The sequence below is a fragment of the Streptomyces sp. NPDC054975 genome (assembly GCF_053609105.1).
In genome coordinates, this window is sequence record NZ_JBSGWV010000022.1 from 76,088 (window position 1) to 97,226 (window position 21,139).

A 21,139-nucleotide genomic window follows, 5' to 3' on the forward strand; every position below is an offset into this window, starting at 1 on the left:
GGAAGCCTCTCGGCGGGCAGCTGCCCCGCGGCGGGAAGGAGTACGGACGTGCTTCGTGTCGCTGTCGTCGGATCCGGGCCCAGCGGGGTCTACACGGCCCAGTCGCTGGTCCAGCAGTCGGTGGTGCCCGGGATACGGGTCGACGTCCTGGACCGGCTGCCCTGCCCGTACGGCCTGGTCCGCTACGGGGTCGCGCCCGACCACGAGAAGATCAAGTCGCTCCAGCAGAACCTCCGGGCGGTCCTGGAGGAGGAGCGGATCGCCTTCGTCGGGGACGTGGAGGTCGGGGCGCGTGGGCTGACCCCGGCCCGCCTCCTGGAGCTGTACCACGCGGTCGTGTACTGCGTGGGCGCGGCGCGGGACCGGCGGCTCGGGGTGCCGGGCGAGGATCTGGCGGGCTCGTACTCGGCGACGGACTTCGTCTCCTGGTACAGCGCGCACCCGGACGCGGTGGAGAACGGTTTCGCGGGTGCCGGCGCCGGAGGCGGTCTGGGTGGCCGCTCGGCGGTGGTGATCGGGGTCGGCAACGTGGCCGTGGACGTCACCCGGATCCTGGCGCGAGGAGCGGACGAGCTGCGGACCACGGACGTGCCCGAGGGCGCGCTGCGGGCGCTGGAGGCCAGCCGGGTGCGCGAGGTGCACATGGTGGGCCGACGCGGCCCCGGGCAGGCCAAGTTCACGACGAAGGAGCTGCGGGAGCTGGGCGGGCTGCCGGGCGCGCGGGTGCGCGTGGACCCGGCGGACCTGGCCCTTGACCCGTCCTACGCCGACCCGTCGGGCCTGCCGGCCGTGAACCGGCGGAACGTGGAGGTCGTCCGGGGCTGGGCGGAGGCCGAGGCGGGCGCGGAGCCCGGGGCCGAGGCGGCGCGCGGGATCCGGCTGCGGTTCTTCCTGCGGCCCGTGGAGCTGCTCGGCGAGGCCGGCCGGGTGGCGGCGGTCCGCTTCGAGCGGACCGAACCGGACGGCGCCGGGGGTGTGCGAGGCACCGGCCGCTACGAGGAGATCGAGGCCCAACTGGTCCTGCGGGCGGTCGGGTACAAGGGCGTCCCGCTGCCCGGGCTGCCCTTCGACGAGGCCCGGGGCACGGTCCCGAACGAGGCGGGGCGGGTGCTCCGCGACGGCGCTCCGTCGCTCGGCGAGTACGTGGCGGGCTGGATCAAGCGCGGGCCGACGGGCGTCATCGGCACGAACCGCCCCTGCGCGAAGGAGACGGTGACCTCGCTCCTCGCCGACGCACCGGCCCTGGCCGACCGCCGCCTCGCGGGCGACCCGCTCGACGCCCTGCGGGCACTGGGCCACGAACCGGTCGCCTGGCGCGGCTGGCTCTCCATCGAGGAGGCCGAATCCGCCCTCGGCCACGCCCTGGGCCGCGGCCGCGTCAAGATCCCCGACTGGGCCGGCCTACGGGCCGCGGCCCACGAGGCCACGAGGGGGACGTGAGGCAGGACGGGACCCGGACTACGAGGGCGGGGCGGGGCCCCGGGAGGCGCGTCCGCCCGGGGAGGACCGTCGGAAGGCCTCCGCCCTGGCCTGATGTCCGACGGGGCGGGGCGACAAGGGGTCCGGCAGGCAGGCCGGTCTAGTGCACCAGGCGGGACGTCTGGGCCGACGTCGCGTGGAGGATGCTGTCGAGGAGGCCCGGGAAGAGGGTGTCCAGGTCGTCGCGGCGGAGGGCGTTCAGCTTGGCCGTGCCGCGGTAGACCTGCTCGATGACGCCGCTCTCGCGCAGTACCCGGAAGTGGTGCGTGCGCGTCGACTTGGTCACCGGGAGTTCGAAGAACGAGCAGCTCACCTCGGCGTCCGCCTGCGCCATGTCGCTGACGATCCGCAGCCGCACCGTGTCCGAGAGCGCGTGCAGCACGCCCTCCAGGCGTATCTCCTCCCGCGTGGGGTGGTCCAGGACCCGGGGCTTGGTCGCGGTCGTCACGGCGGCTCCACTTCATCCGGAAGCCGCCATTGTACGATAATCCTCGTAGTTTGACAGTCGCCGTACTACGACGGCTATCGTACGAAGACCCCGAGGGGCCGTCCGCAAGGCCCCCGCCTGAGGAGTCCGTCATGAGCGTCGCCCTGTTCGAGCCCTACACCCTGCGGTCGCTGACCATCCCGAACCGGGTCTGGATGGCTCCCATGGACCAGTACTCGGCGGAGGCGTCCGGCCCGAACGCGGGCGTGCCGAACGACTGGCACTTCGCCCACTACGCCTCCCGCGCCACCGGCGGCACGGGCCTGATCCTCGTCGAGGCGACCGCCGTCTCCCCCGAGGGCCGGATCAGCCCCGCCGACCTCGGCATCTGGAACGACACCCAGGCGGAGGCGCTGAGCCGGATCGCCCGGTTCCTGAAGGAGCACGGCACGGTGCCCGGCATCCAGCTCGGGCACGGCGGCCGCAAGGCGTCCACGAAGCGCCCCTGGGACGGTCGCGGGCCGGTCGGCCCCGACGGGCACGGCTGGCAGCCGCTCGGCCCGAGCCCCCTCGCCTTCGCGGAGGGCCACCCCGTCCCTACCGAGATGACCGTCGAGCAGATCCAGCAGATCCCGGGGCAGTTCGCCGACGCCGCCCGGCGCGCCCGCACCGCCGGTTTCGAGGTCGTCGAGGTGCACGGCGCGCACGGCTACCTGATCAGCAGCTTCCTCTCCCCGTACGCCAACCACCGCACCGACGCCTACGGCGGCTCCTTCGAGAACCGCACCCGACTCGCCCTGGACGTCGTGGACGCCATCCGGAGCGCGTGGCCCGAGGAGCTGCCGGTCTTCTTCAAGATCTCGGCCACCGACTGGCTGGAGGACCAGGGCTGGACCGCCGACGACACCGTCCGCTTCGCGCGCCTCCTGCACGCGCACGGCGTCGACCTCCTGGACGTCTCCAGCGGCGGCAACGGAGGCCCGGCCCGGATCCCCGTCGGCCCTGGCTACCAGGTGCCCTTCGCCGCCCGCGTGAAGGCCGAGACGGGTCTGCCGGTCGCCGCCGTCGGGCTGATCACGGAGAGCGGACAGGCGGAGAAGATCGTCGCCAACGGCGAGGCCGACGCCGTCCTGCTCGGGCGGGAGCTGCTCCGCGACGCCTCCTGGGCCCGCCGGGCGGCGCGGGAGCTGGGCGCGAGCACCCACGCCCCGACGCAGTACGCCTGGGCGATCTGAGCCTTCGCCGATCCGGAACACGCCTCCCACCTGGGGAGAAGCCGTTCCGGGCGCCACTGTCAGTGGTCGGGTGCAGACTGGCCCCTATCCGCGACAACGGCGTCCTGGAGGTGTCGGCCATGCCCGACGTAGTCCTGACCGTAGGTACCCGCAAAGGTCTGTTCATCGGCCGACGGCGCGACGGCCGGTGGGAGTTCGACGATCCCCACTTCAACGCGCAGGCGATCTACTCGGTCGCCATCGACACCCGCAGGTCCGCACCCCGGCTGCTCGTCGGCGGGGACAGCTCGCACTGGGGCCCGTCCGTCTTCCACTCCGACGACCTCGGCGCCACCTGGACCGAGCCGGCGAAGCCGGCCGTCAAGTTCCCCCAGGACACCGGGGCTTCGCTGGAGCGCGTCTGGCAGCTCCACCCGGCGCCCGCGCACTCGCCGGACGTCGTCTACGCCGGGACGGAGCCCGCCGCCCTGTTCCGGTCGGAGGACGGCGGGGAGTCGTTCGAGCTGGTCCGCCCGCTCTGGGAGCACCCCACCCGGTCCCAGTGGATGCCGGGTGGAGGGGGCGAGGCCGTGCACACGGTGGTGACCGACCGCCGCGACCCGTCGGCGGTGACGGTCGCGGTGTCGACGGCCGGGGTGTTCCGGTCCCGGGACGGCGGCGCCAGCTGGGACCCCTCCAACCAGGGGGTGTCCGCGGTCTTCCTGCCCGACCCGAACCCGGAGTTCGGCCAGTGCGTGCACAAGATCGCGCAGGACGCGGGTGACCTGGACCGGCTCTATCTGCAGAACCACTGGGGCGTGTACCGCAGCGACGACGCGGGCGCGAAGTGGACCGACATCGGCGAGGGGCTGCCCTCCGACTTCGGCTTCGCCGTCGCCGCGCACCCTCATCGGGCCGATGTGGCCTATGTGTTCCCCATCAACGCCGACTCCGACCGGGTGCCCGCGGGCCGCCGGTGCCGGGTCTACCGTACGAGTGACGCCGGGGCGAGCTGGGAGCCGCTCACCGCCGGACTGCCCGAGGGCGACCACTACGGCACGGTCCTGCGGGACGCGATGTGCACGGACGACGGGGACCCCGCCGGCGTCTACTTCGGCAATCGCAACGGCGAGGTGTACGCGAGCGCGGACGACGGCGACAGCTGGCAGCTCCTCGCCGAGCACCTGCCGGACGTGCTGTGCGTGAGGGCCGCCGTGATCGGGTGACGGGGGTGTCACGGTGCGCCAGTAGAGTGACGGCCGTGGCACCACGACCGTTGAATGAGATCGTCGAGCCGGGGTGGGCGCACGCGCTCGCGCCGGTGGCCGACAACATCGCCGCGATGGGCGACTTCCTGCGCCGGGAGATCGCCTCCGGGCGCACCTACCTCCCCGCCGGGGCGAACGTCCTGCGCGCCTTCCAGCAGCCCTTCGACGAGGTGCGGGTCCTGATCGTCGGACAGGACCCGTACCCGACGCCGGGGCACGCGGTGGGGCTGAGCTTCTCGGTGGCGCCGGAGGTGAGTCCGGTGCCACCAAGCCTGGACAACATCTTCCGGGAGATGCACACCGACCTGGGGCACCCGCGGCCCTCGAACGGCGATCTGACGCCGTGGACCCGCCAGGGTGTGCTGCTGCTCAACAGGGCGCTCACCACGGCCCCGAGGAAGCCCGGGGCGCACCGCGACAAGGGCTGGGAGGCCGTCACGGAGCAGGCCATCCGGGCGCTCGCCGCGCGCGGCAAGCCGCTGGTGTCCGTGCTGTGGGGGCGAGACGCGCGCAATCTCCGCCCGCTGCTCGGCGATCTGCCGGCGATCGAGTCCTCGCATCCCTCCCCGATGTCCGCGGACCGCGGCTTCTTCGGTTCGCGTCCGTTCAGCCGCACCAACGAACTGCTTCTGCGTCAGGGGGCGCAGGAGGTGGACTGGCGGCTGCCGTGACCGGCGCCGAAGGGTGGGTCGTCGGGGTCGACTCGGGCGGCTCCGGACTGCGGATCGCCCTGGCGCGCGCCGCGGACGCGCGGGCCGTGGAGACCGTCACGTCCCGTGAGCCGGTGCGGACGGGTCCGGGCGGGATCGAGGCCGCCCATCTGCTCGGTCAGCTGCTGCCCGCCGTCGAGTCGCTGCGCGCCCGCGCGGCGGCCGACGGGCCCGTCGTCGCCGTGGCCGTCGGCGCCGCGGGCATGGCGACGCTCGGCGAGGAGCTGCGGGCAGTTATGCCCGGCGCGCTGCGGCAGGCCCTCGGTGTACGGTCCCTGGCGCTCGCTGCCGACGCCGTCACCGCGTACGCCGGGGCGCTCGGGCAGCGGCCCGGGGCGGTCGTGGCGGGCGGCACGGGCCTGATCGCGCTCGGTACGGATCTAAGGACCTGGCGCCGGGCCGACGGCTGGGGCCATCTGCTGGGCGACTGCGGCAGCGGCGCGTGGATCGGCCGGGCCGGCCTGGAGGCCGCGATGCGCGCCCACGACGGCCGGCGGGGCGGGTCGGCCGCGCTGCTCGCGCGTGCCGAGGCCCGGTTCGGCCCGGCCGCCGGTCTGCCGGCCGCGCTCTACCCGCGGACCGACCGACCCGCCGTGCTCGCCTCCTTCGCGCCCGACGTGGCCGACTGCGCCTCCGAAGGCGACCCGGTGGCGGCGGACGTCCTGCGGCAGGCTGCCGCGCACGTGGCCGAGGCCGCGGCCGCGGTGTGCCCGGCTCCCGGGGCGTACGAAGTGGCCCTGACAGGCGGCCTGTTCAAGCTCGGTGACCCCCTTCTCGTACCGCTCCGTGCCGAGCTGGCCGGACAACTGCCGCACGCGCGGCAGACATCGGCGGCCGGGGATCCGCTCGACGGCGCGCTCGCGCTCGCCGCGGCCCTGGCCACGGATGCGCTACGGCTGCCCCTGGAGCCGAAGTTGTTGCATGTGACCACGTAATTCATGGTTCGGACAAAGCGGGACAGATAACGCTCAGCCGCACCTCACCGCACTGCGCGGCGGGCAAAACCAGTAGCATGCGGCCGCATGAGCTCCCCCACTGGGCCTGCTTCCGGCCTGCCTGTACGAATGCCGCGACCCCGCCAGCCCGGACGGCACCGTCGCCCCGAACCCGCGGCGGCGCCCGAGGGCGCTCCCACCCTGGTGCTCGCCGTCCCCGGCACGCCGTCGCCCGCCATACGCTCGCTGGCCGAAGAGGTCGTGAGCATCGCCCGCTCCGAGCTGCCCGGCCTGGAGGCCGCGATCGGCTACCTGGACGGTGACGACGCCGAGTACCCCACGCTGGGAGGCGTCCTGGCGCGGGCCGAGATCCTGCGCACCGAGCGGTACGAGCTGGCCGTGGCCGCCGGCCGCGAGGTCAACGCCCCCGAGGGCCCGGCCGCCGTCGTCGTGCCGCTGCTCGCCGGCCCGGACAGCGCCCTGACGCGCCGGATCCGCCAGGCCGTGATGGACAGCGGCAACATGGCCGAGCTGACGGACGTCCTCGGTCCGCACCCGCTGCTCGCCGAGGCGCTGCACGTGCGTCTGTCGGAGGCCGGCCTGGCCCGTGCCGACCGCGCGCGGCTCTTCACGGTCGCCACGGCCGCCGACGGCATCGTGCTCGCCACGGTCGGCGGCGAGGAGGCCGTCCAGGCCGCCGGGATCACCGGCATGCTGCTGGCCGCGCGCCTGGCCGTCCCCGTGATGGCCGCCGCGCTCGACCAGGAGGGCTCGATCACCGCGATCGCCGAGCAGCTGCGCGGCTCCGGCTCGGAGCAGCTGGCGCTCGCCCCGTACCTGATCGGCCCCGAGCTGGCCGAGGGCCTGCTCGACGCGGCCGCGAAGGAGGCGGGCTGCGCCGCCGCCGAGCCGCTGGGCGCCTACCCGGCGATCGGCAAGCTGGTGCTCTCGCAGTACACGGCCGCGCTGGGCATCGCCCCACAGCAGCCGCAGGGAGCCCCCACTCACTGAGGGGCAGGACCTGGCCGAGGGCCCGGCACCGGATGCGTCCGGCCGGGCCCTCAGCCGTACGGACGGCCGGGTCAGCCGAGGACCACGCAGGAGGCGGCCGGGGCGTGGACCGAGCCCGCGCGGTGCGGAACGCCGGTCTCCGGGTCGAGGTCGAACCAGGTCACGTCGCCGGATCGTTCGTTGGCCGCGTAGAGGCGCCGCCCCGAGGGGTCCAGGGCGAGGTCGCGCGGCCAGCGCCCGCCGCAGTCCACGGCGGTACGGAACTCGGCGCGCTCGCCGCTCGGGTCGAGGGCGAGGACGGCGAGGGTGTCGTCTCCGCGTACCGCGGCCCAGAGGAAGCGGCCGTCGGGGGCGACGACGACCTCGGAGGGGTAGCTCGGCCCCGTGGCCCCGGCGGGGACCACGGCGGTCTCCCCGAGCGGCTCCAGGGTGCCCGCCTCCGCGTCCCAGCGGCACACGGTGACGGTGGGCTCCAGCTCGTTCAGGACGTAGGCGTGGGTGCCGGCCGGGTGGAAGGCCAGGTGGCGCGGGCCGGTGCCGGGCTTGAGCGCGGTCTCGCCGTGCGGCCGCAGCGCGCCGGAGGCGGGGTCGAGGGCGTAGATCCGTACGGAGTCGGTGCCGAGGTCCACGGCGACCGCCCAGCGCCCGCCCGGGGCCGCCAGGACCTGGTGGGCGTGCGGGCCGCTCTGGCGCTCGACGACGGGCCCCGAGCCCTCGTGCCGGGCGACGTCCGTGGCGGCGCCCACGGAGCCGTCCGCCGCGAGCGGGAGGGCCGAGACGCTGCCGGAGGTGTAGTTGGCGGTGAGGACGTGGCCCTCGACGACGGTGAGATGCGTCGGGCCCGCGCCGTCCACGGGCGCGGGGGCGCCGAGCGGCCGGGGTACGGATCCGGTGGCGTCGAAGGCCGCCACGGCGCCCTCCTCGGTCTCGGAGACGGCGTAGAGGACCGGCCCGGCGAGGGCGAGGTAGGACGGGTCGGGGAGCGCGTCCGTCGCACCGGTGACGGTCAGGGCGCCGGTCCGCGGGTCCACGTCGGCGGCGAGGATCCCCCGGCCCCCGGCCGAGGTGAACGACCCGATGAAGGCCCTTACCCGTACCGCTTCCCGCGCGTCTGTGCCGCCCATGGCGTCTCCCCTCTCCACCGGAGCGCTCGGCCGACCGCTCCGTAGTCGGGCCGACGTTAGCAGGCGGTCTAGACCAAGTTGGATCACCGGGCCGTGGGGAGCCACGGGCGGCGGCTCAGGCGGCGGGCACCAGCGGCGCGCTCGGGGCCGAGCGGAGCGGGGTGGCGAGGGCCGTCAGGGCGCGCTCCAGGCCGTGCAGGTGGCCGAGTGCGGCTTCGGCGCCCGGGTGGTGGGGCGGGGCGGCGGGCGCCTCGACCGACGCCCGGCGCGCGGGGTGGACCGGCGGAACCAGGGCGTGGACGGCCGCCTCGACGCGCCAGGAGGCGGCGGCGAGCCGGGCGTCGTGCGAGGCGTCCGGGTCGGCGGCGACCGCCGCGAGGCCCCGGATCTCGCGGGCGCAGTCGTCGAGCAGCGCCAGGACCTTGCGGGCGCGGGCCTTGCGGGCCCGCAGCGGGCTCAGCGGATGGACCAGCGGCGCCAGGGAGAGCCGGACCCGGCCGAGGAGCACCTCCAGCGCGGCGGCGTGCGGAGCCGGGTCGGCCTCCGGGTCGCCGGCGAGGCGCCGCGCCGCGGCCGTGGTGCAGTCGTGCACGCAGGTCACGGCCCGCTCGATCCAGGCGTTGGTGGCGGCGTGCGTGGTCACCGGCAGCAGGGCCACACCGACGGCCGCGCCGAGCGCGCCGACCGCCGTCTCCTCGAAGCGGAGGAGCAGCAGGCCCGGGTGGAGCACGCCGAGGAGCCCGTACAGCAGTCCGGCCATGACGGTCACGAAGAACATCATCCAGCTGTACGAGAGCGGGGCCGTGTAGAAGATCCCGAAGACGCAGACGGCGACCAGCACCGCCGTCGGCGCGGGGGCGCCGGCCAGCGGGATCGCGATCAGGAAGCCGGCGGCGATGCCGACGACCGTGCCCACGACCCGGCGGAAACCGCGCACGAGCGTCTCGCCGCGCGAGGCGGTGTTGACGAAGATCCACCAGGCGGTACCGACAGCCCAGTACCAGCGTTCGTGCGAGATGACCTGACCGGCGGCGAGCGCGACCGCGCAGGCGGCGGTCGCCTGGAACGCCTGCCGGGTGGTGGGCCGGTTCAGGCCCCGGCCGGGCAGCGGGGCGGGCGCGGCGGGCGGCGGGACGCGCCGCTCGATGCACCAGGCCACGAAGCGGACCGCACCGGAGGCGAGGAGGGCGAGGCCCACCGCCGCGTACAGCTCCGGCAGCTGCGCGGGCAGCGCGTGCAGGAACTGGGTGACGAAGAACATCATGAACGCGAAGATGCCCAGCGCGTGCCCGCGCGGGCCCCAACGCCGCGCGTACACGCCCACGAAGACGACGAGCAGCCAGGACGCGTCGCGCAGCAGCGGCGCGCCGTGCAGGGCGGTCGCGAGGGCCAGGACGGGGAAGCCGACGGCGGGAAGCAGGGCGGTCGTCACGACCTGGCGGCGCACGGTGGGGTCGCCGACGGTGAAGAGCGCGAGCAGGGCGGCGAGGCCGCCGGTGATCGACGCGGTGAGGGAGAGCCCGGCCAGCTCGGCCGCGGCGACCGAGAGGGCGACGGCGAGGACGGCGCGCGACGAGACGCGCAGCCGGACGCGGCCCGGATCGGGCGCCACGAACATCAGCCTGACCAGCCTGCGGCCGGTCGCCCGGACCTTCTTCACGACGGTAGTCCCGCCCCCGCTGCCGTACACACACCCTCTTCGCGTCTTCTCGTGCCCCGGCCTGCTTGTGGCGGCCCCAGGACATGGGAAAGGCGCCGCGGTCCGGATCCGGCATCGTCGCCGGTCCGGCGCCTGCGCGGCGCCATGTCTCGTACTGTTCCCCCAGGGAAACACCCCGGCACCCACTGGCTCAACCGAGGCGCTGGGCAGTGTGCCATTGGTACAGTCTTCACTGATCAGGTACAGCCAGAAGGGAGCCAACGGACCATGGCGGTGGACGAGCTCGACACACGGATCCTGCGGCTCCTGATCGAGCAGCCGCGCACCAGCGTGCGCGAGTACGCGCGGATCCTCGGGGTGGCCCGGGGCACGGTGCAGGCGAGGATCGACCGGCTGGAGCGGGACGGCGTGATCACGGCGACCGGTCCCGTCCTCTCCCCCGCCGCGCTCGGTCATCCGGTGCTCGCGTTCGTCCACATCGAGGTCACCCAGGGGCATCTCGACGAGGTCGGGGATGCCCTGGCCTCCGTCCCCGAGATCGTCGAGGCGTTCTCGATCACCGGCGGCGGGGACCTGCTGACGCGCGTGGTGGCCCGGGACAACGGGCATCTGGAGGACGTGATCCAGCGGCTGATCCAGCTGCCGGGCGTGGTCAGGACCCGTACGGAGATGGCGCTGCGCGAGCGGGTGCCGCACCGGCTGCTGCCGCTGGTGGAGTCGGTGGGGCGGGCGTCGGCACGGAAGGGCTGACGGCGGCGGGGAACCGGGACTTCCGGCCGTGGGGACGGCGCGCGCGGGTTGAGATGCTTGACCGCATGAGCACCCCCTCCCCTGCGGTCATCTTCGATCTCGACGGAACGCTGGTGGACAGCGAGCCGAACTATTACGAGGCCACCCTGCGGACGCTCACGGCCTTCGCCGGCCCCACCGACTTCGACTGGGAGCGGCACACCGGCTACATCGGGATCGGGACGCAGGAGACCCTGGAGATCCTCGGCGCCCGGTACGGCATCGAGGCTCCCCTGAAGGAGCTCCTCGACGCGACGAACCGGAGCTATCTGGAGCTGGCACGCGCCTCGACCCCTGTCTTCCCTCACATGCGGGCGTTCGTGGAGCGGCTGTACGCGACGGGTGTGCCGATGGCGGTGGCCTCCGGCTCGTCCCGCGACGCGATCGAGGCGGTCCTCGCCGGCACCGGCCTGGACACGTTCCTGACGACGCTGGTCTCCGCGGAGGAGGTCGCGCACGGCAAGCCGGAGCCGGACGTCTTCCTGGAGGCGGCGCGGCGGCGCGGCGTGGCACCGGCGCGGTGCGTGGTCTTCGAGGACGCGCCTCCGGGCGCCCTGGCGGCGCGGGCGGCCGGCATGCGGTGCGTGGCGCTGCCGTACGTGGCGGCGACGGCGGACGACCCGGCGTTCCTGGCGGCCGATCTACTCTTCCGGGGCGGTCAGGCGGAGTTCACCGCACAGGCGGCACTGGAGTGGCTGGGCCTGACCCCGGCCCACCCGCACTGACCCCGGGACGGCGCCGACTCGTTGGCGACGGCCCGCCCCGCGTGGGATCATTTGTATGAAGCGACATATGCCCGCACACCGCTGCATTCATGACACACGAAGAGGGCGACATGTCTGCCATCAAGGAATCCATCGACATCTCCCGCACGCCCCAAGAAGTCTTCTCCTACGTGACCGACCCCACGCATCTGCCCGACTGGCAGGAGAGCGCCGTCCGTGTCCGCCGCCTGGGCGACGAGCCGCTGGGCGTCGGATCGAAGGTCGCCGTGACGCGGCGCATGGGGCGCCGGGAGATGACCACGACCATGCAGGTCATCGAGCTCGATCCGCCGCGGAGTTGGCACATCCACGGCATCGACGGGCCCGTACGCGGTGACGTCCAGGGCACGATCGAGCCGATCGACAACGGGACGCACTCACGCCTGACGCTCGCCGTCGACTTCGAGAGCCACGGCATCGGCAAGGCGCTGGTCCCGCTCGTCGTCCGCCCGTTCGTGCGCAAGGAGATGCCGCAGAGCGAACGGACCCTGAAGGGGATCCTGGAAGCCGGAGCCACCCGCTGACCCGTCCCTGCCGCCCTTCGTGGGCACGAACGGCGGCAGGGGACCGGGTCGGTTCAGGGCAGGCGGACCGGGTCGGTTCAGCTGGCGGGTCGGTTCACCTGGAGAACGGGAGATCGGGGACGTCGGCGAAGGAGTCGAGGACGTGGTCCGGGGTGCCGGAGGCCCCGCGATGGGTCTCGGGCAGGTACTTGCCGGTTTTCACCAGGGCGCCGGTGAGGCCGCAGCGCTGGGCGGCAAGGACGTCGGACTCGATGTCGTCGCCCACCATCAGGGTCTCGGCGGGGTCGGCACCGATGTGCGCGAGGGCGGTCGCGAAGAAGGCCGGGGAGGGTTTGCCGGTGATCTCCGCCTCGACGCCGGCGGCCCGTTCGAGCCCGATGACGAAGGCTCCGGTGTCCAGGTCGAGCCCGTCGGCGGTACGCCAGTACAGGTTGCGGTGCATGGCCACGAGCCGTGCGCCGTCCCGCACCTGACGGAACGCCCGGTTGAGGGCCGCATAGTCGAAGGCGTCACCGGCACCGCCGAGGACGACCACGTCGGCCGCCTCGTCCTCGTCCGCGAGGGTCAGGCCGGCGAGGTCGTCCCTCACGTCCCCGGTGTTGATCAGCAGACAGCGCGCGCCGGGATAACGCTCCCGGAGATGAGCGGCGGTGGCGGCGGGCGCGGTGAGGATGTCGTCGATGCCGACGGGGAAGCCCTCGACGGCCAGGGTGGTGGCGATGGAGGCGCGGGTGCGCGAGGTCGTGTTGGTGACCAGCGCGAACGGGATGGCGTCGGCCCGCAGGCGCTCCATGGCCGCCACGGCACCGGGCAGCGGCTTCCAGGAGACGGTGAGGACACCGTCGATGTCGATCAGTACCGCTCGGAAAGGGGCCATGGGGAGGGGCCTCCACACATGCAGTCCCCGGTAGTCCGTCTCCGCACTCGGACGTCTCGACCGTCGTCGAGGTGCCCGGGTTCCGGGAGGATCTGCCGGGGGCCTGGCCAGAGCCAGCGAGTGGGTCACGCGAGTCGGCGAACGTCTTCACCGGCTGGTGCGGCTCGCTCTGGTTTTCTGGTGTAATAGGCATTTTCCTCCTTATTCTGCCCTCGTCAAGACCCCCAGGCTTCGAGTTCGTAGATGCGTGCGGCGGGGTCGCTCGTCTGGGTCGGCCGGGTGATCTCCAGGCGGACGTGGCGCGCCGTTCTGCCCACCGGATGGGTGGTGGTGGCCGCCGTGTTGCCGGTGACGGTCGCGACGGTCGTCCAGGGTTCGGCGGTGGAGCCGCGCACCTGGAGGGTGAAGTCACGGGTGTTCCACGCCGCGTTCTCGCCGCCCGCCGCCGCGTGCTTGACCGTGAGCCGGTCGAGCGAGCGGGCCGCGCCGAGGTCGACCTCCAGCCACTTCGCGGAGGTGGTCGTGCACCACTTGTCGGTGGTACCGCCCGAGACGGTGCCGTTGACCGCCTTGGCGGGGGTCTCGCTCGCGTTGCACTGGCCGGAGGCGGTGGCCGGACGGCCGAGCGCCAGGTTGGACTCGGTGCCGCCAGGGGTCCAGCCGACCGTGGTGGTGGCGGCCGGTGAGCGGCCGTACTCGGTGGAGACGGCCTCGACGTCGAGGGTCGTCGACGTCTCCGTACCGGCGCGGTCGAGCCGGGGGACGAAGAGGGCGTCGTTGGGGGTGGCTCCGAGGAAGGTACGGGTGGAGTCGGCGTTCCGCCGGTACACCTCGTAGTGGTGCACGGAGCCGGAGGAGGAGGGCGTCCAGGCGAGGCGGAGGGACTTGGCGGTGGCGCTCAGGTCGGTGGTGCCGAGGACGGTGACGCCGCTCGGGGCGGCGGCGGAGTCGACGGCTCCGTCGAAGACGGAGAGCTGGCCCACGCGGATGTCGTACGAGGGGACGGAGCCGGCGGCCTGCAGCCCGATCTGGGCGATGGTCCGGCCCGCGAAGGCGGACAGGTCGAGGGTCTTGCGCTCCCAGCCGGTGGTGGCGGTCGAGCCGAGGTCGAGGGTGGTGAAGGTGGTCGGCGCGTCGGTGAAGGAGACGGCCGCCTTCAGCCGGGTGGGTCCCGCGGCCGGGGTCTTCACGACCATGGAGAGCTTGGTGTCGGCGGCGACCGGCAGTCTCGTCTGGTGGAGCCGCACGGTGTTCACCGCGTCGAGGGTGCCCGTCAGACGCAAGGACGAGCCGCCCTCGTAGGCGTCGGTGAAGTCGATGGACGGCGTGAGCTTCGAGCCGGTGGAGGTGACGAGCCAGCGGTAGGTGGGCGGCACGTCCTGGAGGGAGAGGTTGTTCCAGCCGGTGGACGAGACGCGGACGCCGCCGGAGTGGAAGAAGTCGCCCTGGCCCGCGCCGAACGAGGTGACGAACGGTTTGGCGGTGACGGCCGAGGACTCGGCGACGTAGTGGGCGAGGCCCTTCCAGGCCGATGTGGTCGTGGTGTTCGACGGGTCGCCGTTGGCGCCGTCCCAGTAACGGGCCTCGCGGGCATGGGAGTCGGCGCGGCCCGAGGAGGAGGTGAAGGTCCACTCGGGCCGGTAGAGGCCGAGCGAGGTGACGTGCGGCTGTCCGGCGGGGAAGACGGAGGCCCAGGGTACGGAGGTGTTGTAGCCGTTCGCCTCGGTGTCGATGCCGGAGTAGAGCTCGTACTCGCTGCGGCCGAGGCCGCGGGCGAGCGTACGGGAGGAGCTGAGCCCGGAGGCGCTCCAGCCGAAGTCGAGGAACATCGAGTCCGAGGTCCGCTGCGAACCCTCCTGCAGGAAGGCGTCGTTGGCGGAGGTGAGGGAGTCCTGCCAGCTCACCGCGCCGGACTCGGTCATCGCGTCGTACCACATGAACTCGACCGGGCCGAGGGAGCGGGCGTACCGCATCGCCTGCCGCAGCTCGGTCGCGAGGGCCGCGTCGCCCCCGGCCGTCTCCTGGTTGACGAACCAGCCGTCGAAGCCGTAGTGCTGGGCCACCTGGGCGAGCTTGGCGGCGACCAGGTAGGTGGAGCCGGACTTCTGGACGAAGTCGCGGACCCACTGGATCTGACCGCCGTACGCGGTGGGCGGGAAGAAGACGGTGCCGTAGACCTTGACCCCGTTGCGGTGGGCGGCGTCGATGACGGTCGCGTTCGGGGCGAGGATCAGGCCCTCGCTCGCGGAGCCGCCCCAGAAGACCAGCTTGTCGATGTACTGCCAGTGGCCGAAGGCGTAGTGGTGCGGGTTGGTGGACCCCTGCGAGGGGTTGTTCGAGGTGGGGCCGAAGGAGACCAGTGCGGCGATCTTCCCCTCGCCCGCGCGGGCGTTCGCGTTGGCCTTCAGCGCGGGATCGGAGACGCGGGGCCGCAGCGGGACGCGGGAGCGGTTGAAGCGCGCGTCGGGGTCGGTGGCCGGGTCCCAGTTCAGGAGGGTGTCGGGGTGCCAGTACGAGGCGTAGGGCTGATCGCCCGCGGCGGCGGGGGCCTGCGCGGCGGCGTGCGCCCGCGGCGTGAGGGGGGTGACGGGTGCGAGGCCGAACAGGGCGGCCAGGAGCGCCGCGACCGTCAGCAGGGGGACGTGTCGTCTCATCCGATTCTCCGGTCCAGCGGGAGGGGTGGGGGGTGCTGGGCGTACGGGAGGTGCGGCGGTACGAGCGTGCGGTGCTTCGAGCCGGGAGGCTAAACGGCTTTAGCGGGACGGGTCAAGGGCCGGGGGCGCGGTGGACTCGCGGACCGTGAGCCGGGGTGTCGGGTTCTTGACGTCCCGCGCCGAGGCCGGGTCGTGGACGACGGCGAGGAGTTCCCGGGCCACCTGCTCGCCGAGGGCGAAGGTGTCGCGGGAGAGCGCGGTGAGGGAGGGGTGGACGATGCGGGCGAGGGCGGAGTCGTCGAAGGAGACGAGGGAGAGTTCGGCGGGGACGGCCACACCCATCTCGGTGGCCACCCCGAGACCGGCCACGGCCATCACGTCGCTGTCGTAGATGATCGCCGTCGGCCGGGGTGACCGGGCGAGCAGGGCCCGGGTGGCGGCGGCGCCTTCGGCGTCGCTGAAGTCGGTCGGCAGGGAGACCGCCTCGGTGAGGCCGAGCCGCCGGGCGCTGTCCCGTACGGCCCGGATGCGGCGCTGGGTGTGCTGGAAGGCGGGGAGCCCGGCCAGGTGCGCGATGCGGCGGTGGCCGAGGGCGGCGAGGTAGTCGACGATCGACACCATGGCCTCGCGGTCGTCGGCCCAGACGCTCGGCAGGTTGCCGTGCCGGCCGGGCCCGCCGAGGACGGTCGCCGGCACGCCGAGCTCTTCGAGGACGGGGATCCGCGGGTCGCGGACCTGGAGGTCGACCAGGACGAAGCCGTCGACGCGGTGCTCGGAGGTCCAGCGCCGGTAGACCTCGATCTCGGCGGCCGTGTCCTCGACGACCAGCAGGTTGAGCGCCGTGCCGCGCGTGGAGAGTCCGGCCTGCAGTCCACTGAGCAGTTGGCTGAAGAAGGGTTCGAGGCCGATGGTCCGGGCGGGGCGGGCGAGGACCAGGCCGACCGCGCCGGCCCGGGCCCCGCCGAGGGCGCGCGCGGCGCTGTGCGGGCGCCAGTTCATCTCCTCCGCGACCCGCAGGATGCGGGCGCGGGTGGTGTCGCTCACGCCCGGGCGCCCGTTGAGCGCGAAGGACACGGCGCCCTTGGACACCCCGGCCCGGCGGGCGATGTCGGCGATCGTCGGTCTGGCCACGCGGGTGCCCCCTCGGTCGCGCGCGGTTCGGGTCCGCACTGCTCGGGTCCGCACTGCCGCGGTCCGCGCGCACTGTCTTGACAGCGGAGTGTAGCGGGAGCATAGTCCCCCATCGCTAGACCGGTTTAGTAATGCGTTCCGTCCGCCAGCACAGACCGGGAGACCACTCATATGCGCACAAGCAGCCACTGGATACGGCTGGCCGTGGCCGCCGTCGCCGCGGTGACCCTCGCCGGATGCGGCCTCGGCGACCCGAGCGGATCGGACGACGCCGGCGGGGGCGGCGGGGGCGGCGGGGGCGAGGTCACGGGCAGGGTCTCGCTCCAGACGTGGGCCCTGAAGCCGAAGTTCACCGCGTACATGGAGGGCGTGATCGACGCCTTCGAGAAGAAGCACCCGGGCGTCGAGGTGGAGTGGCTCGACCAGCCGGGTGACGGCTACTCCGAGAAGGTGCTCAGCCAGGCGGCCGGCGGCACGCTGCCCGATGTCGTCAACCTGCCGCCGGACTTCGCGCTGCCACTGGTGAAGCAGAGCAGGCTCCTCGACGTGGCGTCAGCCGACCCGAAGCTGGACGCCGACTACGTCGAGGGCGGCATCGCCGCCTACCGCTTCGCCGGCCACGACGGCACGTACGGCTATCCCTGGTACCTCAACACCGACGTCAACTACTGGAACTCCACGCTCCTCACCCGGTACGGCCTGGACCCGAAGAAGCCGCCGGCCACCTTGGACGAGCTGATCGCGGCGGCCAGGACGGTCAAGGAGAAGTCGAAGGGCTCGGTCCATCTGATGAGCCGCAAGCCGGGGCTGATGGACTTCGCCAACGCCGGCGTGAAGCTCATGTCCGAGGACGGGAAGACGTTCACCTTCAACACCCCCGAGGCCGCGGCTCTCCTGGACACCTACCGCGCCGCGTTCAAGGAGGGCCTGCTGCCCAAGGACGTGCTGACGGAGACGTACGCGGGCAACACCAAGCTGTTCTCCTCCGGCACCGCCGCGTGGACCACGGCGGGCGGCAACTACATCACCACGCTGGCCACCGACAACCCGAGCCTCGCGCCCCAGGTCGTCTCCTCCCCCGCGATGGGCACGCCGCCGCTGTACGTCCAGGGCCTGTCGGTCTCCAAGGCGACCAAGAACCGGGCCACGGCGCTCGCGCTCGCCCGCTGGGTCACCAACGCCGAGAACCAGGCCGCCTTCGCCCACCTCACCAGCATCTTCCCGTCCACCAAGGCCTCCGCGTCGGACCCCTTCTTCAGCAGGAGCGACGGGACGAACGCCGGGGACGCCAAGGTCACCGCGTTCGGCTCGCTGGCGAAGGCCACGATGCTGGAGCCGGTCCAGGCCAACGAGGCGGTCAAGACGGTGATCAACCAGCAGATCGCCCTCGCCCTGAACGGCCAGGCCGGTTCGAAGGAGGCTCTGGACACGGCCGTGGAGCGCGCCAACCAGATGCTGAAGGACTGAGCGACGGCCCAGAGCGGCGCCGACATCCCCCGGCGCCGCTCCCCCTCCCGGAAGGCACCCCATGACCCACCGGCGCTGGTTCACCCCGTGGCTGCTCGCCGGGCCGGCCGTCGTCTGGCTCCTCGTCTTCAACGTCTGGCCGGCCGTGAACACCGTGATCCTGTCGTTCACCAACGCCAAACCGCTCGGCGGCGGCCGCTTCACGGGCCTCGCCAACTACGAACGGGCCCTGGACGACGAGCAGTTGATCGACGCTCTGATCAACAGCATCGTCTATCTGCTGATCTGCCTGCCCTTGCTGACCCTGTTGCCGCTGCTGCTCGCGCTGCTCGTGGAGAAGAAGCTGCCGGGCATCACCTTCTTCCGCACGGCCTTCTACACCCCGGTGGTCGCCTCCGCCGTCGTCGTCGCCCTGATCTGGGGCTGGCTCCTGGACGACCGCGGCCTCCTCAACGGGCTGCTCGGCGGGCTCGGCCTCGCCCAGCGGCCGGTCGACTTCCTCACGGACCGCTGGCTGCTGCTCTTCAGTGCCATCGCCCTCACCGTGTGGAAGGGCCTCGGCTACTACATGGTCATCTACCTCTCCGCCCTCGGGAACGTGGGCCGGGAGCTGCACGAGGCCGCCGCCGTCGACGGGGCGTCCGCCGTGCGCCGCTTCTGGCACGTCACCCTGCCGGGCGTCCGGGCCACGATGCTGCTGGTCTCCGTCCTCGTCTCGGTCTCCGCGCTCCGGGTCTTCTCCGAGCTGTACGTCCTCTCCCACGGCACCGGCGGGCCGGGCGGCCGGGACATGTCGGTGGTCATGCTCATCCAGATGTACAGCCGCGGCTTCACCGGGCACATCGGGTACGCCTCCGCCCTGAGCCTGCTGCTCTTCGTGATCACCGTCGGCCCGATGCTGCTACTCGCCCGGCTGAACAGGAAGGCGTCCTGACCATGCCTGTACGAGCCTCCCGGGGATCACGCGGCTTCGGCACACCCGGCCCGGCCGCGCGGGCGGTCCGCTATGCGCTGCTCGCCCTCGTCCTGCTGCTCACCACGGGCCCGTTCCTGTGGCAGCTGTCCACCTCGCTCAAGGGCCCGGGCGAGGACGTGTACTCCCGTACACCGGACTTCCTGCCCAGCGACCCGACGTTCTCCAACTACGCGCAGGTCGCCGACACCGTCCCGGTGTGGACGTACGCCGTCAACTCGCTGACGGTGGCGGCGATCGCCGTCCTCGGGAACGTGGTCGGGGCCACCCTGGCCGGCTTCACGCTCTCCCGGTTGCGCTTCCGGGGCGCCCGGCTCGTGCTCGGTCTGTTCCTGGCCACGCTGGTGCTGCCCGGGGAGGTCACGATCGTCTCCCAGTACGTGACCGTACGCAGCATGGGCCTGACCGACACGCTGCTCGGGGTGGCGCTGCCGGGGGCCATCGCCATGCTCAACGTCCTGCTGATGTACACGGCCTTCCAGGCCGTCCCGCCGGAGCTGGACGCCGCCGCGCTCGTCGACGGCGCGAACGTGTGGCAGCGCCTGGTCCATGTGGGGCTGCCGAACGTCCGGGGCATGCTGAGCGTCGTGGTGATCTTCACCTTCATCGGCGCGTGGGACGACTTCCTCTGGCCGCTGATCGTGCTCAACGACCCCGACCGGTACACCCTCACCGTGGGGCTGCAGTACCTCGACGGCACGTTCACCGCCAATCCGCGGCTGATCGCGGCCGGGACCATGATCGCCTTCCTGCCGATCGTGGCCGTCTTCGCCACCCTCCAGCGGTTCTTCTTCAAGGGCGTCGAGGAAGGCGCCATCAAGGGATGACCTGTGGAAAGGACCCCATGCCGAGCATGCCCCCTCCGCGCGACACCCCGCGCTTCGGCGTCAACTACACCCCGAGCCGTGGGTGGTTCCACCACTGGCTCGACTTCGACCTCGACGCCGTCCGCGCCGACCTGGACTCGATCGCGGCCCTCGGTCTCGACCATGTCCGGGTCTTCCCGCTCTGGCCCGTCTTCCAGCCGAACCGGACGCTCATCCGCCCGCGCGCGGTCGAGCAGCTGGTCTCCCTCGTGGACGCGGCGGCCGAGCGCGGTCTGGACGTGGCAGTCGACGGGCTCCAGGGCCATCTGTCCAGCTTCGACTTCCGGCCCTCGTGGACGCTCACCTGGCACCGGCGGAACCTGTTCACCGACCCCGAGGTCCTCGACGGCCAGGCGACGTATCTGCGTACCCTCGCCTCGGCGCTCGCGGACCGGCCGAACTTCCTGGGCATGACGCTCGGCAACGAGATCAACCAGTTCTCGGGCGACCCGCACCCCGACCCGGACCGCGTCACCCCGGCCGAGGCCGAGAGCTGGCTGCGGCGCATGCTGGCGGCGTGCGAGCGCGGCGCGCCCGGGCGGCTCCATCTGCACGCCGAGTACGACGCCGCCTGGTATCTGGACGACCATCCCTTCACGCCCGCCCAGGCGGCCCGGCTCGGCGCGGTGACGGCCGTCCACTCCTGGGTCTTCAACGGCACCGCCCAGCGCCACGGCCCCGACTCCGTGGCGACGGGCCTGCACGCCGCGTATCTAATCGAGCTGTCCAAGGCCTGGGCCGAGGACCCCGCGCGGCCGGTGTGGCTCCAGGAGGTGGGGGCGCCCGCCCCGCACATCGCGCCCGACCGGGCCGCCGCCTTCACCCGTACGACGGTGGCGGCGGCGCTCGACTGCCCCGGCCTCTGGGGCGTCACGTGGTGGTGCTCCCACGACGTCGACCGCTCGCTCGCCGACTTCCCCGAACTGGAGTACGACCTCGGCCTGTTGACGACCGATCGGGAGGTGAAACCGGCCGGGCGGGCGCTCGCGGAGACCGTCGCTGAGTTCCGGGCCGGCCCCCGTCACCCGCGTCCACGGACCACGGCCCTCGTCCTCGACCTGCCGGAGGATTCCGCCAAGCGATCGACCTGCGCGCCGGGCGGGGCGTTCTTCGAGGCGTTCATGCGGCTGGGGGCGGACGGCGCGCGGCCGGCGGTCGTACTGGCGTCGCGGGCGGCGGACCGCGATCATCTCAGCGCACGCGGGATCACCGAGACGGTCACCGTCGACGACGTCGACAGGCCCTGAGGACCACCTTCTCCTACGT

Annotated in this window: 19 protein-coding genes; 13 read left to right on the plus strand and 6 right to left on the minus strand. The window is 73.0% G+C overall.

What is annotated here, in order from left to right:
- Positions 1-48: 48 nt before the first annotated feature.
- A complete protein-coding gene (locus tag ACWF79_RS20645; RefSeq protein WP_453729558.1) occupies positions 49-1,440 on the plus strand; it encodes an FAD-dependent oxidoreductase in 1,392 nt (463 codons plus the stop codon).
- Between the two features lie 139 nt (positions 1,441-1,579).
- Here ACWF79_RS20645 and ACWF79_RS20650 read toward each other — a convergent pair whose 3' ends face one another.
- Positions 1,580-1,927, minus strand: coding sequence for an ArsR/SmtB family transcription factor (locus ACWF79_RS20650; protein WP_453729559.1), 348 nt, complete (start codon positions 1,925-1,927; stop codon positions 1,580-1,582).
- Between the two features lie 131 nt (positions 1,928-2,058).
- Between ACWF79_RS20650 and ACWF79_RS20655 the strand changes: the two genes are divergently transcribed.
- From ACWF79_RS20655 to ACWF79_RS20675, 5 genes are all read left to right on the plus strand, one after another.
- Positions 2,059-3,141: an NADH:flavin oxidoreductase/NADH oxidase gene (locus ACWF79_RS20655; protein WP_453729560.1), complete on the plus strand. Its 1,083-nt coding sequence runs from the start codon at positions 2,059-2,061 to the stop codon at positions 3,139-3,141.
- Positions 3,142-3,260: 119 nt separating this feature from the next.
- Positions 3,261-4,346, plus strand: a complete 1,086-nt coding sequence (locus ACWF79_RS20660) for a WD40/YVTN/BNR-like repeat-containing protein (protein WP_453729561.1) — start codon at positions 3,261-3,263, stop codon at positions 4,344-4,346.
- A 35-nt stretch (positions 4,347-4,381) separates the two neighbouring features.
- Complete coding sequence (locus ACWF79_RS20665) at positions 4,382-5,059, plus strand: uracil-DNA glycosylase (RefSeq protein WP_453729562.1); 678 nt, start codon at positions 4,382-4,384, stop codon at positions 5,057-5,059.
- Entirely contained in the window at positions 5,056-6,033 is a 978-nt protein-coding gene (locus ACWF79_RS20670; protein ID WP_453729563.1) for a BadF/BadG/BcrA/BcrD ATPase family protein, read from the plus strand. Before ACWF79_RS20665 ends, ACWF79_RS20670 begins: the two co-directional genes overlap by 4 nt.
- Before the next feature lie 87 nt (positions 6,034-6,120).
- A complete protein-coding gene (locus ACWF79_RS20675) occupies positions 6,121-7,044 on the plus strand; it encodes a sirohydrochlorin chelatase (RefSeq protein WP_453729564.1) in 924 nt (307 codons plus the stop codon).
- 71 nt (positions 7,045-7,115) lie between these two features.
- Here ACWF79_RS20675 and ACWF79_RS20680 read toward each other — a convergent pair whose 3' ends face one another.
- Positions 7,116-8,168: a lactonase family protein gene (locus ACWF79_RS20680; RefSeq protein WP_453729565.1), complete on the minus strand. Its 1,053-nt coding sequence runs from the start codon at positions 8,166-8,168 to the stop codon at positions 7,116-7,118.
- Between the two features lie 115 nt (positions 8,169-8,283).
- Complete coding sequence (locus tag ACWF79_RS20685) at positions 8,284-9,786, minus strand: FUSC family protein (RefSeq protein WP_453729588.1); 1,503 nt, start codon at positions 9,784-9,786, stop codon at positions 8,284-8,286.
- A 309-nt stretch (positions 9,787-10,095) separates the two neighbouring features.
- Here ACWF79_RS20685 and ACWF79_RS20690 point away from each other — a divergent pair, with 309 nt between their 5' ends.
- From ACWF79_RS20690 to ACWF79_RS20700, 3 genes are all read left to right on the plus strand, one after another.
- Positions 10,096-10,578, plus strand: coding sequence for an Lrp/AsnC family transcriptional regulator (locus ACWF79_RS20690; protein WP_453729566.1), 483 nt, complete (start codon positions 10,096-10,098; stop codon positions 10,576-10,578).
- Positions 10,579-10,643: 65 nt separating this feature from the next.
- Positions 10,644-11,342, plus strand: coding sequence for an HAD family hydrolase (locus ACWF79_RS20695; protein ID WP_453729567.1), 699 nt, complete (start codon positions 10,644-10,646; stop codon positions 11,340-11,342).
- A 110-nt stretch (positions 11,343-11,452) separates the two neighbouring features.
- A complete protein-coding gene (locus ACWF79_RS20700) occupies positions 11,453-11,905 on the plus strand; it encodes an SRPBCC family protein (RefSeq protein ID WP_453729568.1) in 453 nt (150 codons plus the stop codon).
- A 94-nt stretch (positions 11,906-11,999) separates the two neighbouring features.
- Here the strand turns inward: ACWF79_RS20700 and ACWF79_RS20705 are convergent, their stop codons facing one another.
- From ACWF79_RS20705 to ACWF79_RS20715, 3 genes are all read right to left on the minus strand, one after another.
- Entirely contained in the window at positions 12,000-12,782 is a 783-nt protein-coding gene (locus ACWF79_RS20705) for an HAD-IIA family hydrolase (protein ID WP_453729569.1), read from the minus strand.
- Between the two features lie 215 nt (positions 12,783-12,997).
- Positions 12,998-15,436 carry an endo-beta-N-acetylglucosaminidase gene (locus ACWF79_RS20710; protein WP_453729570.1) on the minus strand — a complete coding sequence of 813 codons (2,439 nt, stop codon included), beginning with the start codon at positions 15,434-15,436 and terminating at the stop codon, positions 12,998-13,000.
- Between the two features lie 99 nt (positions 15,437-15,535).
- Positions 15,536-16,567 (minus strand): LacI family DNA-binding transcriptional regulator, encoded by a 1,032-nt coding sequence (locus ACWF79_RS20715; RefSeq protein ID WP_453729571.1) that lies wholly within the window; start codon positions 16,565-16,567, stop codon positions 15,536-15,538.
- A 171-nt stretch (positions 16,568-16,738) separates the two neighbouring features.
- On the opposite strand from ACWF79_RS20715, the gene ACWF79_RS20720 reads away from it, so the two are divergent.
- The 4 genes from ACWF79_RS20720 to ACWF79_RS20735 all read left to right on the plus strand — a co-directional run bounded on the left by ACWF79_RS20720 (position 16,739) and on the right by ACWF79_RS20735 (position 21,120).
- Complete coding sequence (locus ACWF79_RS20720) at positions 16,739-18,034, plus strand: ABC transporter substrate-binding protein (protein WP_453729572.1); 1,296 nt, start codon at positions 16,739-16,741, stop codon at positions 18,032-18,034.
- Positions 18,035-18,095: 61 nt separating this feature from the next.
- Positions 18,096-18,968, plus strand: coding sequence for a carbohydrate ABC transporter permease (locus ACWF79_RS20725; protein WP_453729573.1), 873 nt, complete (start codon positions 18,096-18,098; stop codon positions 18,966-18,968).
- 2 nt (positions 18,969-18,970) lie between these two features.
- Complete coding sequence (locus tag ACWF79_RS20730; RefSeq protein WP_453729574.1) at positions 18,971-19,834, plus strand: carbohydrate ABC transporter permease; 864 nt, start codon at positions 18,971-18,973, stop codon at positions 19,832-19,834.
- A 17-nt stretch (positions 19,835-19,851) separates the two neighbouring features.
- Complete coding sequence (locus ACWF79_RS20735; RefSeq protein ID WP_453729575.1) at positions 19,852-21,120, plus strand: glycoside hydrolase 5 family protein; 1,269 nt, start codon at positions 19,852-19,854, stop codon at positions 21,118-21,120.
- The last annotated feature ends 19 nt before the right edge of the window (positions 21,121-21,139 follow it).